Source organism: Microcoleus sp. B3-A4, from assembly GCF_036705385.1.
Lineage (GTDB): Bacteria > Cyanobacteriota > Cyanobacteriia > Cyanobacteriales > Microcoleaceae > Microcoleus.
The window spans coordinates 1-12,830 of sequence record NZ_JAUBUI010000057.1; the positions used below are offsets into that span (position 1 = coordinate 1).

General features: G+C 45.0%; 9 protein-coding genes. 5 read left to right on the plus strand and 4 right to left on the minus strand.

What is annotated here, in order from left to right; translation table 11 throughout:
- Positions 1 to 239: 239 nt before the first annotated feature.
- Positions 240 to 2,891 (minus strand): AAA-like domain-containing protein, encoded by a 2,652-nt coding sequence (locus tag QUB33_RS20415; protein WP_333353455.1) that lies wholly within the window; start codon positions 2,889 to 2,891, stop codon positions 240 to 242.
- Positions 2,892 to 3,847: 956 nt separating this feature from the next.
- Here QUB33_RS20415 and QUB33_RS20420 point away from each other — a divergent pair.
- Together QUB33_RS20420 and QUB33_RS20425 are read left to right on the plus strand one after the other, a co-directional pair.
- Complete coding sequence (locus QUB33_RS20420) at positions 3,848 to 4,060, plus strand: hypothetical protein (RefSeq protein WP_333137186.1); 213 nt, start codon at positions 3,848 to 3,850, stop codon at positions 4,058 to 4,060.
- Between the two features lie 275 nt (positions 4,061 to 4,335).
- Entirely contained in the window at positions 4,336 to 4,908 is a 573-nt protein-coding gene (locus QUB33_RS20425) for a hypothetical protein (protein WP_333353361.1), read from the plus strand.
- 60 nt (positions 4,909 to 4,968) lie between these two features.
- Here QUB33_RS20425 and QUB33_RS20430 read toward each other — a convergent pair whose 3' ends face one another.
- The gene (locus QUB33_RS20430) at positions 4,969 to 5,142 is read right to left on the minus strand and encodes a hypothetical protein (RefSeq protein ID WP_333353364.1); all 174 of its coding nucleotides are present in this window, start codon (positions 5,140 to 5,142) and stop codon (positions 4,969 to 4,971) included.
- Between QUB33_RS20430 and QUB33_RS20435 the strand changes: the two genes are divergently transcribed.
- Complete coding sequence (locus QUB33_RS20435; RefSeq protein ID WP_333353368.1) at positions 5,141 to 5,857, plus strand: GUN4 N-terminal ARM-like repeat domain-containing protein; 717 nt, start codon at positions 5,141 to 5,143, stop codon at positions 5,855 to 5,857. The genes QUB33_RS20430 and QUB33_RS20435 overlap by 2 nt on opposite strands.
- 229 nt (positions 5,858 to 6,086) lie before the next feature.
- Positions 6,087 to 6,647: a Uma2 family endonuclease gene (locus QUB33_RS20440; protein WP_445299544.1), complete on the plus strand. Its 561-nt coding sequence runs from the start codon at positions 6,087 to 6,089 to the stop codon at positions 6,645 to 6,647.
- Positions 6,648 to 6,807: 160 nt separating this feature from the next.
- Here the strand turns inward: QUB33_RS20440 and QUB33_RS20445 are convergent, their stop codons facing one another.
- Complete coding sequence (locus QUB33_RS20445) at positions 6,808 to 9,408, minus strand: dynamin family protein (protein WP_333353376.1); 2,601 nt, start codon at positions 9,406 to 9,408, stop codon at positions 6,808 to 6,810.
- 84 nt (positions 9,409 to 9,492) lie between these two features.
- Here QUB33_RS20445 and QUB33_RS20450 point away from each other — a divergent pair, with 84 nt between their 5' ends.
- Complete coding sequence (locus tag QUB33_RS20450) at positions 9,493 to 11,967, plus strand: hypothetical protein (RefSeq protein WP_333353379.1); 2,475 nt, start codon at positions 9,493 to 9,495, stop codon at positions 11,965 to 11,967.
- 78 nt (positions 11,968 to 12,045) lie between these two features.
- Here the strand turns inward: QUB33_RS20450 and QUB33_RS20455 are convergent, their stop codons facing one another.
- Complete coding sequence (locus QUB33_RS20455; RefSeq protein WP_333353383.1) at positions 12,046 to 12,765, minus strand: DUF2786 domain-containing protein; 720 nt, start codon at positions 12,763 to 12,765, stop codon at positions 12,046 to 12,048.
- Positions 12,766 to 12,830 lie beyond the last annotated feature (65 nt).

Here is a 12,830-nt window from a genome sequence, read left to right on the forward strand (position 1 = left end):
CGAATGCAGGAACCTCGCTCTGTCTTGAAATCTAAACGGAGGGCGTGATTGAGACTTTTTCAGTGCCATTGGACTATGATTCGCACGCGGCCGGGAGTTTCTGCGGTTAAAGGTCGATCGAGAATTAATTGACATTTTTAGTCGATCGTTGCTGTGACTGCCAAGGCTTTTATTTTTTGCCGTGAGGTTTTTTTAATTAATGCTACGCTATCACGCCGATCTCGCGTTTTTGTGAGTTTTTAATTCAAAATAAGATGCTGTTTAACCAAAGACAAATCCGTCTTACCAAAATTCACAACCAAAGCTACATTAAAATTTTCCAGCGATTTAACAAACCACATAATTTCATTAGAAGCTTTACCTTCATAGTGATTAAACAAAATAGAAAATCGTTTTTCCAACTCGGGTTTAACTTTGCCCGAAAGCAGTATAAGTTTCAGCAGTAAACCCATTGTCCTGCTGGCGCCGAGGTTGTACACTAAATCGTAAAAAACGTAGTGGCTGGGATGTTGAGAATTTTCCACTACTAAGAAGTTGAACAACTGGTGGCAAGTCCGAACTAACAATGAATTATTGAATTTCACCGAGTCATGTTCTCGCAATGTATTTTTGATTTGTTTGTACAAACGGTCATTAAATTGACGCCCCCCGTATTCTGGTTCGATAGACGCTATTAAATATTCATATAAATCGACTTTAAATGAGCCGTAAGATGGAGTTTGTCTGGAATCTCTCAGGAAAAATTGAGCCGCTTCTTTGTAGCTGCGATCGCCTGCTACTTTTCCGGCAAATTCCATGACCGCCAAGTGCAGTTCGGCATCGTTCAAAAGTGTGGGATTAGGCGCTCGCTGCACAATTCCTATTTCTGTATTTCTCGGCTCAACCAAATAATTTAAATATTGAGACAAGTGTGTTTCAAATTGTTGCTGTCTTTGAAATGCCAGTTTTTGAATGGTTTGTTGGTCTTCCTCAATGCTGCCCTTGCTCAGTAGAGAATAGCCGTATAAATAAGGATACCGACATATCAATTCGCCCAAAGGAGAATCAGTATCTTGTTGCTGCGGTTCCGCCTCTCTATCTAGGGCTTTTACTAAGCGCTCTAGGGTCTGAAACTCTTCACTTTTAGTAAAGAAAGCTATTTGTTCTTGCAAGCGCTTGACTATGTAAAATTCCGTCCCGAATCGGGGAGAACCCTGCTTAAATAAAGCTACTAAATTTGCGATCGCGAACTGGTTGTGTGATTGCAATTGCCAGCGGTTGATCGGGATGTAGCAGCAGCGGTGTAGGATATATTTAAAGTGCTGATCCAATCGCTTGACGGAGACTATACTGTACAAAGTTGCTTCAATCTCTCGATCGGGATAGCCCATGCCGTCGATAAATAGCTTTCGGAACCGCTCGATCACCTGTGCGGGGGATTCTGTTTCCACGCAGGAGACGATGTGATCGTACAATATCTGTTCGTTGCTGCCTGTTGGAACACTATCTGAGGGCGGGGTGAGGATGCGGCTGTCTGCATCTGTGTCTACGCTGCTGTCTGCAACTTGTGCGACAACCACTGTCGGTTGTTCCCCAAAAGTTCGATCGGGATTCAAGAACCAATAGTGTTCTTGGCTTAATTGTTTGTTCGCAGCCCAATCCAAAGCTGACTGCAAACTTTCCCCTGTCAATAACAGCGATTCATCTTCGCGGTCTGAAGCCAGCCATGCTACTAGCGCCGAGTGGTAGGGAGCCAATTTTCCTAGCTCTTTTTCCACCCAGAAGCGATTAAAAACTGACTGATAAATTAGGTTGGAAACTATTAATTTACCGTGAGATTTAACCACCAGTCCTGACAGTTGTAATTCGATTTTTTCTGGAGAGTAATCTGCTGGTAGTCCCTGGGATTCCCCCGGTTTCGTTGCCTTGAGCGGTTGCAAAGCTTGCTGGTACAGCGTTAACAGTCGCGTCAGGTCGCACTGGCTATGGAAAATGCGATCGCGTATGGGTATCAAATGTTGGGGTTCGTCTTCTTCTTCCCAATTTTTAATAATTCTGTGTTTTACCAGTTTTTCAACCTGCTTAGCTTCGGAATTTCGACCAATAAAAGGCCCGTATTCAAGTACCAAGTGGCAAACTTTTTGAGTTAGAAACGGTTGCCCGCCCGTCCAAGCTAATATTTCTTGGAGCACTTTTTGGGGGCGAAAAGCTTTGAGAGCCAATCCTTTTGCTAGGGGCAAACTTTCGTGCAGTTGGAATCGACTTAAATGAATCTGCCGTCCAATATTAAAAGGGTTGCATCTGGGATCTCGAATCAATTCTGAGGGGGCTGCTACTCCCATAACAGCAAAAGTCAGGCGATCGTATTCCGGTTGCTCTGCCCGTTTCGAGTAACAAGCCCGGATCAAAGCAAAAAAATCGCTGGTACTGAAACTTAGGCTGCTGATGCTGTCAATGTCATCTATGAAAATTACCAGATTTTGCTGAAGTGACTTGAGCAAAACTTTTTCGATAAATATCTCCAATCGCTGCACCGGCGATAGCAGTTCGCGATCGTTCCACCACTTGATGGCATCAAACCTGTTTGTGATGTGTAAACTGCTTGCCATGCGGTACATGATTCCTGCGTACCACTTTTGGGGAGAGATATCAGGGCTGCTGATGCTTCTCAAGTTGATGGCGGCAAAAACTGTACCTTCGGCTTGCAACCTTTTGGCCGTTTGCACTAGCAGGCTGGACTTGCCCATTTGTGGCGAACTCAACACGTAGCAGAAGTCTCCGGCTTTGAGTCCTTCGTAGAGCTCGCTGTCTGCCGATCGCCTGACATAGGTGGGCGCACCGGCAGGCAAATATCCTCCGACTTGATAGTGGTACGTTGAGTTGACTTCTGCTGCTGTCATCTGGGAATTCATCAAGATTTTACGCCCCTATGCTGTGCGATCGAAAGGTTACAAGGTGGAATTATTGCCAGCTTGCTATCGTGGAAAATTTTTGTTCCTCTTTCTCTATTGTCTACTAGCTCAGCTTTCTCCTTGTCAATCTTTACCGTATCTTTGCAAGCGTTCGCCCCAAATCCTACGATCGGCTCAATTGTAGCCCGCAACTTAATTTTTTACACTCGTTCACATAATTGATGATTTTTCACTCGATCGGATTGAGAAGGCTAAAACGCCCTTTTTTTCACATTTTTTTACAAAAATACTTTAAATATCACCCGGTGGTATGATGTTGGCAGGGAAACTCATAACCACAGCGCCGTCAACCTTCTGCCTTCAGCTCCGGCTGCAGGATGCCGGAGAAAAACGCGCTCGCAATAGCTGCCAATAAAAAACCCCAGCGTTTTGCTGAGGACTGCTTGAGTGGGAGATATCGTTAATCTGCGTTTTTTTAGTTGACTTAGATTGCATGGAATTCCATGCTGCTGACTTTCCCCGGGCTTTCGCGTTCGGGGATTCCTAAAGAACAAACTTTTCAGGATGCATCCACAAAAAGTTTAATTCTTAAAGGCTTTGTCAGTACCAGGCTAACCACTTACTCAACTATAAAAGTTAAGTTGGTGGCTAATTGTAGAAGATGCGCCCTGATGGCTTAACTACCCGATGGATTAGCACCCTGATGGCATAACTCCCTGATGGATCGACGCCCTGATGGCTTTCGCTCCACTACCCAAAAAATTCGGGTTGATGGATGATCGTGGACGTTAGTAACACGTCACTTCCGGCGTTGCCGATCGCAAGCGGGTGTGCCTGTCTGAATTGATTATGGCAGGCAGATTTATCAGAAGACAAGTGGGCTATTGCATCAACCCATTTCTGACAGATCGGGTTAGCCAAAAAGTGTCAATCTACGGAAATCAGGGTCATCGAACATGAAAAACAGCATCTTAGTATTAGGGGTAATTGCCTCGGCTGGCTTCGGCTTTTTCCAGGCAGGCAGCGCCAGCGCTTCCGCGATCGCCCCACAACATTCATCAGCCAGCAGTTTGACGGCTTGGGAGAGTCGTCCCGACTTTAACTACACTGGAACGAATGAGGATGGGGACCAAGAAGAGGTAAAAACGGGTAGTAAAGGCAGGAAATAATTGGCGCTCTTGTGTGGTTAGCTCTTGTGCGGTTGTGGTTGTGGTTGTGGTGGCATTTGTTGTCGCAACCGCCTCTGATCGAGGCGGTTAAAACTCGATCCCAAGATCGGTCTACCTAATCCCGGGGGTGGGGATCAGTTTCAGAGAACGGTGAATGGGAAAATAAACAGGTAAGGCGAGTCTGTCGGTGGAGTTTCCCCGCCTATCAACTTCCTTACCTTCTGATGTTCGGGATTCGGATCTGGCACAATCGTATTTGATATCGTAAAAACCCAATGGAAAATACTCTCGAAACTACCCGCAGACAGCGCGTATTGACACGAACCCAGGAACGGCGTCAGGCGACACCCAAAGAAAAACAGTTGATTCACCTGCTAGCCAATATGGCTTGCAGTTTGATTAAATACGACTACAAACACGCAGCCGGGAAAGACACCCTCCCGCCTTCGGAACGCAAGCGTTTAGCGGAATGGCACTACCTGCGAGTTCAGCAAATTCGCCGGATCGAACGCTCATTGGAACCCGTAGCGACCCTTAAGCGCGTGTACTACAAGAGCATCCTCAGTCCGAGAGATCTGAAGTCTTTGAAACTTCTGTGGCTGGAGGAGGACAAAAACCGCGTCAAACGGGTCGATCCTGAGTTGGACGACATCCTCAGCGAAGCTTTGGATCGGGGAGATACTTTAAAACAGCTATTTCACTCGATCGAAGTCAAAGAACGCACCTTTTCTGCAACTCCTAGCCCCGGCACCGTGCCGCTTTGGGTCAAAGAGTGGGAAGACTCGGAATATGACATAAACTTTTTTCCGCCTTCCTTCCCTGCATGGGTTTCGATCGTGGACGACTAGGTTCAAGAAAAACTCTTTGACATGGCATCGATCGTAAAATTCAGATGGTAGACTTATTTGCTATTGCTGCCATTGGCGAAGAGGGTGGGAGCGATCGGCTAAACCAGGCGGCGTTGCGCGCAGGCATCCGAGGACAGAGAAGTGAATCGGAGTCAGTACCATTGTACAATGGGGGAAAACCAGGGCTTCAGCTAATCGCTGATAGCTGATAGCTGATAGCTGATAGTTTCTCATGACTGACTCGATTTCTACTTCTCCTCTAGACTCGGCGGCCGATACAGCCGAACTCCGCTCTCAGTTGAGGTCGGGCTCGGAAAAAACTCAACTGCAACTGCTGCAACAACAAATAGCAGATTCCGGTTGGGATGTATTGATGGAATTTTTATTAGAGCGCAAGTCAGATGCACCGACTGCGGTAATGGGTAAAGCTTACCAAATTCTTTACAGTGCTGGTTCTCCGAGAGTGGCGGAGTTTTTGCAAGCGAATTTTCCGACTGGGGTTGTGCCGCTGCGATCGGACTCTAACATTGATTACACTCCACTGCAACAATTATTGGCGTTACAGGAATTTCAAGAAGCCGATCGCTTGACTTTAGATAAACTTTGTGAATTGGCTGGTGATACAGCTTCCGTGAGAAAGTGGCTGTATTTTACGCAAGTTGAGAGTTTGCCCGTGGCGGATTTGCAAACAATTAATACGCTGTGGAAAGTTCATTCTGAGGGCAAATTTGGGTTTTCAGTGCAGCGGGAAATTTGGCTGAGTTCGGGCAAGAATTGGGATAAATTGTGGCCGCTAATTGGCTGGAAAAAGGGGAATAATTGGACGCGCTACCCGCAAGAGTTTATCTGGGATTTGAGCGCGCCTAGGGGTCATTTGCCGCTGTCGAATCAGTTGCGGGGAGTGCAGCCGTTTGCGGCTTTGATGGCTCATCCTGCCTGGTTGAAGTGAAGGGTTTTGGGGCTTTTGGAGAATGTGGGGCGGGCTGGATGGCAGGCCCCGCTATTGTTTTTGGGGAATTGGGATTTTGATTTTTGAGGCGCAGAAATTCACAGAAATTCACAGGCGGGACGCCTGTTCCACTTTTGGCATAGAGGGAGAAGGGCGATCGCACTTCTAGGAAAGTTTGGAAATTTTGTATAATTGATATTTGAATTAATTAGCGAGAGGGCTGGGAGTCATGGTAGGCATGGGAACCAAACTCACTTTAGCAGAATTTCTAGCTTTGCCCGACGGAGATATATATTGTGAGTTTGTAGATGGTGAAGCAGTTCCTAAAGTGTCTCCAAAATTTTTTCATTCCAGTTTACAGGGAGCTTTGTGTCGCCTGATTCGTGTATGGTGTAAAGGACGCGGGCGAGTGCTTCCAGAATGGGCAATTTTGTTAAAACGTCAGGATAAAGATTGGGTACCTGTTCCCGATTTAACGTACATTTCTTATGAACGTCTGCCGAAAAGTTGGCGGCGAAATGAAGCTTGTCCCGCAATTCCTGAACTGGTGATTGAGATTATATCGCCCGATCAAAGTATGAAGGAATTTGAAGAGAAGGCGAAAGATTATTTGGCGGCGGGCGTTCCGCGAGTTTGGGTGATTGATCCAGAGGCTATTTTAATTAAAAGTTTTTTGACGGATGGTTCGAGTCAAGTTTATACGGATAATACACCGATTGTGGATGAGTTGCTGCCTGGTTTGGAGTTGACGACTAGACAGATTTTTGAAGAAGCGGAATTGATTGATTGATTGAGGGCGATCGTACTCTGTCCAAGATATCAGTCGTAGGGTGCGTGACGGGAAAACTTTAACTCGCGACGGTGGGAGTATTGATTGTCACGCAATGCGATAAAGCCCTAGTATTTACAAGGTACTATGGTTTTTTGGCGCTTACCCGTTACTCATTGAATTAGCGAGCACTTTGATTTAAGATTGTTTGAATTTGATTTTGTACTTGTTCGAGTTCTCGATGTTTGTCAGCCAGCCAAACTTTTTGGGACTCGCATTCTGCTTGATTTTGGCGATCGCGCTTTTCCTGCTGTTCTAATAAATTTTCCCACAGCGAGATCGCTTTTGACATCGCATCGCTATTCGCATCAGCGCGATCGTCAAATACTGCAATAATTCTTTGTTGTACCTTCTCAAAAATAGACTCTGCCGATTCGCCAAATTTCTCAAAGCCTAACTCACAAACTTTTTCCTTAATCTGAGCTTTAACAGCATCGCCATCTAAAAAACTCCAGCCCAAACCGCCACCAGCACCAGCGGCTAAGCCACCCAAAACAACTCCTATAAAACCAAGTCCTGTAAAAAATAGCAACGCAGCACCAACTGCTGCACCAATTCCTAAACCCCCAAAAAATCCACCATCCTCAATCTCGCCAATTGATGAAGCTATTCCGCTTCCACTGCTGCCAATTCCGCCTAAGCTACCTGCTGTTGCTAAGTTATTGAATTGAGCGACCAGGCTAGTGCTGAGTTGCTGGTCAAACTGTTGAAATTCTTGCCGTATTGCCGAAATATCTTCACCGATTTGGCTGTCTAGCACTCCCATATTTTGTTTTAAAATAGACTGTACTTTTTGATTGCCCCAGTCATCAATTTCTTCGGTGATGTCTCGTACAAATTGATCTGCATAATCTTTAGTCAACTTGTCTTGACTCATGATGTGTCCGTGTTCGGAAGTCCAGCGATGACTTTTTGCCATCAGGCGTTGTCCCACTTCTTCCGCCCATTCATGCCAAGATTCAAGAGCTTCTTCTAAAGATTGCTCCATCAATTCATTAGCTAACAATCTAATTTTAACCTCGCGACCGCTTACTTCCGCCATTTGTTCAAATATTTTTTGCTTATCTCCTTGATCAACTGTCAATTTTCCCTCTAACATTTGCCGCCATTGATTCAATTCCTCACAACCAGTGTCAATAATTTGCTTAATTCCGGCGGCGGACTGCCGAAGTGCGATCGCCCCCCGTTCAACAGTCAGAAACTTCTCAACCGAATCAGTAAAACCCTGAAAAGATTTTAGATAATCATCATTTTCATTGCCTGCTAAAATCGCTTCCAATGCAGATTGAGCAGAAATAAAATGAATCCGGTTTTCACCAGCAATCAAATTTTGACTTGTAACAATCGTTTCCACCCTTTTTCGTACCTGCTGGCGACTCTCTTCGCGCCGCAGCAAATCGAAAAAATTAACTACCATAAAAATATTACTCGCGCCTTCGTTATTACCATAATTTAGTTCTTTTCTCAAGTACAAAAGCAGTTCCCGCTCTTTCTCCGTTAAAGCATTTTGAGCATGAGTTAAGAAAATAACCGCATCAGTTGTTTTGAGAACATTTTGGGTGACTAATGTGCGTTCGGCTTGTTCGTTCAATCCGGGAGAATCAATAATTTCTACCCCATTGCGACACAACTCTAATTCGGGATGTTCAAAAACGATTTCGGCAATTTCCGATTTAGCAATTTCATCGGCATAGGAACCATAAGCCGCTTGTTCCGAAATCGAAGCTTTCTCTTGATATTGTGCAGGTGAAATTTCTTCCTCCCGTCCATTGTGGTAGCGACAAATAACCCGGCGCTGCGAACCATATTTCAAAATAGTCACGTTACCACTACAGGGAATATCGCGCACTGGTTGGATTTCCTCACCAAGTAAAGCATTTAGTAAGGTTGATTTGCCTTTACTAAATTCGCCGACAACAGCAACGCGAAAACATGGAGATTGCAATCTTTGAGATACTTTCGTTACTTCTTCTGCTAAAGTAGGAGATAGCACGTTGCGATCGATTCCATCTTGCAGAGTTAAACCTAGTTTTTCACAAAGAGCATTCAGTTGTTGCCGATACTCCTGAAATTTTTTCAACTCCTGATAGGACGAAACAGATTGCTTTGGATTTGTTTTGTGTTTAGGTTTTGCTGGTAAATGTTCGATAATGTGACTGGCAGCACGGACAAACAAAGAATCGAGAGATTGAAATTGGGCTGGATCTAGTAACGAGTGGAGTTCTGTTAAAGCTGCTGTATCGCTTATTGCTTGACTGCTAAAACTGGCTTCCAAAACAGTCAAAAATCGCCCAGCGATTCCGAGTTTGTTGGCGACAATCGTCAAATACTCTTTTTCGCGTTTATCTATTGTCCCATCTGCCGCCGACATTTGATACCCAAAACTAATCAGCAGCAGTTTTTCCTCCTCAGAAAAGCACGCTGTCAGCGCCAGCAACGCCGTCAATTTCTTGTAAACTTGCTGTTCCCGCACGCTCTTAACCATCGGCATTACCAAGGGGCGCAAATTGTTGTTAGCGGGAATAAGTTCCGTAAAAGTTGTCCGCAATCGCTGCGTTTCCTCAGCACTTACCGTACCGTCGGCATGAATAACTCCCAGCAATACCGTCACCAATCCCGCCATAAAAAGCACGGGCGGAGTAATATCCTCTTTTCGTAGGTTTTGCCCTGTCAGTCGGGAAATAAGCTCAACCGTTTGCGGACTAATTAGCGAAGTGTCCATTTGCCGCGCCCTTAGATAATTTTTTTTATTTAAACTATCATAATATATTAGTTATTCTGTGGATTGGTAACACGGTAAAAATTGATGATGAACTTTGTATTTCCCCCGGCGGTACAGGCTGCGATCGAGGTTGGTAAGTACGCACAAGTGTTTACATCTGCTGGAGTGCCGATCGGCTTGGCGAGAGATGCAGCGACGGGACAGTTTGCGGCCCACGCCGTTGGCGCGGTGGTCAACAACAGCCCCCTATCGCCGTTAGTGTCTCCCGTGCAGCTTGCAATGGGAGGCTTGCAGATGTACCAAAACCACATGGGCTTTCAAGCAGTCCAAACCAGTTTGGGCGTGCTGCAAGCGACAACAGCCGTCATTGGGGTGGGAGTTGCGGCTGGGGTAGCCTTGTCGGCGGTGAATTTGCACCAGACTTTGAAACTAAAAAAAGCAGTAGAAAGGCTGGAAGTTAAAGTAGAAAATGGTTTCATCAATTTAGAACAACTTTTGAAAGGTCAAGGCGCGGAAATTAAGCAATTAATTTCCGAAGTGGTTGCAGATATAAAATTTGAGAACCATCGCCTAGTCTTAGTGCGGGCTTACGGGTTATTTAATCAAGCAATTCAACGAATGCGATCGGCTTTGAAACTGCAAGATATCAACCGCCGCAATGCTGAAATTGATGCAGCGCGGGGGATGTTGTTTGAGGCTTTAGCAGACTACAGAAATCCGCATTTATTAGAAGAAACTTGTGCGGGGGGACAGTTGCGTCGGTTAGAGTGCAGTTGGGCGATCGAGCAAAGTATTATCGGCACGTATCAGGTGCAAAATGAATTTGGTGCTGCGGGCGATCGGCTTTCTCAACTTCAACAACAAATCCGTCAAGATGGCTTAACCGTAATTGCTGGCTGCGACTCTGACGAGGAACTAGATTTTCTCTTCCCAGAAATCACGCGAATTCACAATCACGATTTAGCCGCATTAGACACTTGGCAAAATCAGATTGACTGGATAAAATCTTTGTCGCAAAGTGAGTTAAAGCAGTTAGAGAGTGCTGATTTTAGTAAATCAGACTTAGCTGTTATGGGGGATAAAAATTCAGCCACAACAGCTTTAGCGATACCGGATGAACAGTTATTTTATGAAAATTTGAGACCGAAGTCTCATTTTTATGCGCTTCGCACTCAACTCGAATTAATGCTCGATCGGCAGCGACGTGAAGACTATGAAAGCTATATCATTAAGCAAGGGCAAATAGCGGGCCATAAAAGTTTAGTATTGTCCAACTTGGAGAAAGCATCAGATTTGGCGGTTGCTAATCTATTTTACTATTTCAGAATCCGGGATGAATCAGAAGACGAATTAGAATTAAAGTTCGATGGAACTACAACGGATACCCATACTCCTACCGTTGTTGCAGAATCTTCCCCAAGCGATCGTGTCAAGCAGAAAAATCCTGAAACAACAGAAGCCTCGCTCGAAGAGGATTCGCAAGCTATGAAAGAATTTGGATTGACTCCTGAACAAACCAGAATCATGTTCAGCTATCAGTACCACTTGGTGCAAGCTGATATTGACAATCAATCAAATAACGACGTTAAAAACACCATTAAGCAAGAGTTTTTACGCGGTTTTCAAGGTAATATTGACAATCAATCAGAGCCTGTTAAAAATATCCTTAAGCAAGAGTGGTTGCGCCATTGGGAAAATGCAACTACACTGTTTTTGAACAGCCAAATTGCACCTGAAACTCCACAAAACAGTTCATTGAACTTAATTACTGATTTTGAATCCCTCAAAAAATCGGTAAAATCCCACCTCATCTCTCCTGGAAATCAATTGACTCGGTATCTAATTTTATTAGAAGTAACACTGTTTCAACCCTATTACCCATTAGGCGATAGTCGTGATGAAGCATTCAAAGATTTAAAACTTGAACAAGAATACACCGGAAAGCTCAGGGATTTTGCTAGATCGCTAGACATAGATCCAGATTGTGTTCTCCGCTTTAAGTCCAACTACAAAGAAGCCATCCAAGGAATTAAAGGCGGCATAAATCCTTGGTTTCTTGGTGCAGTCGGAGCAGTTGTGTTAGGAGTAGTAGCTGTACTTGCCACACCATTAGTAGTAGGTTTACTTGCACCGATACTAGCACCTGGTTTATCAGGTGCAGCCGCAGTATCCGCCGTTTTAGCCGCACTTGGAGGAGGTGCGATCGCCGCCGGTGGCATGGGAATGGCTGGCGGAATGGCCGTAATTGTTGCTGGCGGTTCAATTCTCGGTGCTAGTGCGGGAGTTGGTGTTGGCGCTTTATTCAGTCAATCTCCCGACACCGCTTTAATCCAAGCAGCCAAGTTAGAAGTTGTGATGCGCGAGATTGTTGTCATTCAAAAAGACATCCGCAAGGCTCAAGAAATTCTCAAAGAACAGCGCCTCGCCATACGCTCCATTGAAGATCAACTAGACGAGCTACTTCTTAACCAGCAAAAAAATCACAAAGAAATCGAAAATCTCAAAAGAGCGATCGAGTATTTGAAGAAAGCACTCGAAAGAAATCAAGCCTTAATGTAGCAATCATTACGCACTACAGACAAAATAACCCTAGTTTATTACACCTAGGAAGCTGATTTTCACGATCGCACCTCCTACTCAAAGACATTCATTAAGTTGTTTCATATCCCCTTGCGGCTGCACTTGCTTGTGCAAACTAATTTTGTCGCCCACTTCATACCCCGAATTAAAACCCGCCGCGCTGCTGACTTGAGAATCTGTTCTCGTTCTAATTTTAACCCCTCGGCCCTCTAGATAATCCGCGATCGCCTGTTGATTTTTCTCAAACATCGATCGCACTACAATCCCTGGAGTCGCCGCCGCATCCCCCGAACCCGGAATCCCCGACTCTTCCATCTCCTGTTTTTGTTCTAACAATCTTTGTGTCAACCTTGTCGCGCATCCAACCCGAAAAGCATTCAGATACGCCAACCCCCTGCCGTTTCCTTTGCGGTATTTAGCCCTTTTTTCAATCGCAGAACTCAAATACTCGTACAGGTGTTTGCAAACAATCAGGTTTGTAGAAGTTCCCACCAAAAACATACTGCCATTATAAGTATTTCGCATGGCATTGCAACCATTAGCGTCGGCAATTCCCGAAAGCAGCATCATTTTCCAAGTGACAAATTTGGATGTTGTTTCAACTGAGTCTTCGTCAATCTCTTCTTGGTGATTTGGCCCTAAATCCGCGAGGCTGAGATTGTACTGTGCCAGTAAAAGGGAAGCTTTTTCGGCCGCAGCAGTCGATTCGTTTTCATTGGATGAGGTGGCGAGGGCTAAAAGCTTTTTGATTCTTTCGACAATACTTGTGTCTGCCATTTTTCAATCGGTTTTAGGGTGAGACTACGCAGTGGCAAGGATTTGGGTAAATTCCCATTTTAGTA

Bases quoted from the DNA above. Each gene is read 5' to 3' on its own strand.
- QUB33_RS20415 (WP_333353455.1), bottom strand. From the start codon at position 2,891: ATGAATTCCCAGATGACAGCAGCAGAAGTCAACTCAACGTACCACTAT.
- QUB33_RS20420 (WP_333137186.1), top strand. From the start codon at position 3,848: ATGAAAAACAGCATCTTAGTATTAGGGGTAATTGCCTCGGCTGGCTTC.
- QUB33_RS20425 (WP_333353361.1), top strand. From the start codon at position 4,336: ATGGAAAATACTCTCGAAACTACCCGCAGACAGCGCGTATTGACACGA.
- QUB33_RS20435 (WP_333353368.1), top strand. From the start codon at position 5,141: ATGACTGACTCGATTTCTACTTCTCCTCTAGACTCGGCGGCCGATACA.
- QUB33_RS20430 (WP_333353364.1), bottom strand. From the start codon at position 5,142: ATGAGAAACTATCAGCTATCAGCTATCAGCTATCAGCGATTAGCTGAA.
- QUB33_RS20440 (WP_445299544.1), top strand. From the start codon at position 6,087: ATGGTAGGCATGGGAACCAAACTCACTTTAGCAGAATTTCTAGCTTTG.
- QUB33_RS20445 (WP_333353376.1), bottom strand. From the start codon at position 9,408: ATGGACACTTCGCTAATTAGTCCGCAAACGGTTGAGCTTATTTCCCGA.
- QUB33_RS20450 (WP_333353379.1), top strand. From the start codon at position 9,493: ATGATGAACTTTGTATTTCCCCCGGCGGTACAGGCTGCGATCGAGGTT.
- QUB33_RS20455 (WP_333353383.1), bottom strand. From the start codon at position 12,765: ATGGCAGACACAAGTATTGTCGAAAGAATCAAAAAGCTTTTAGCCCTC.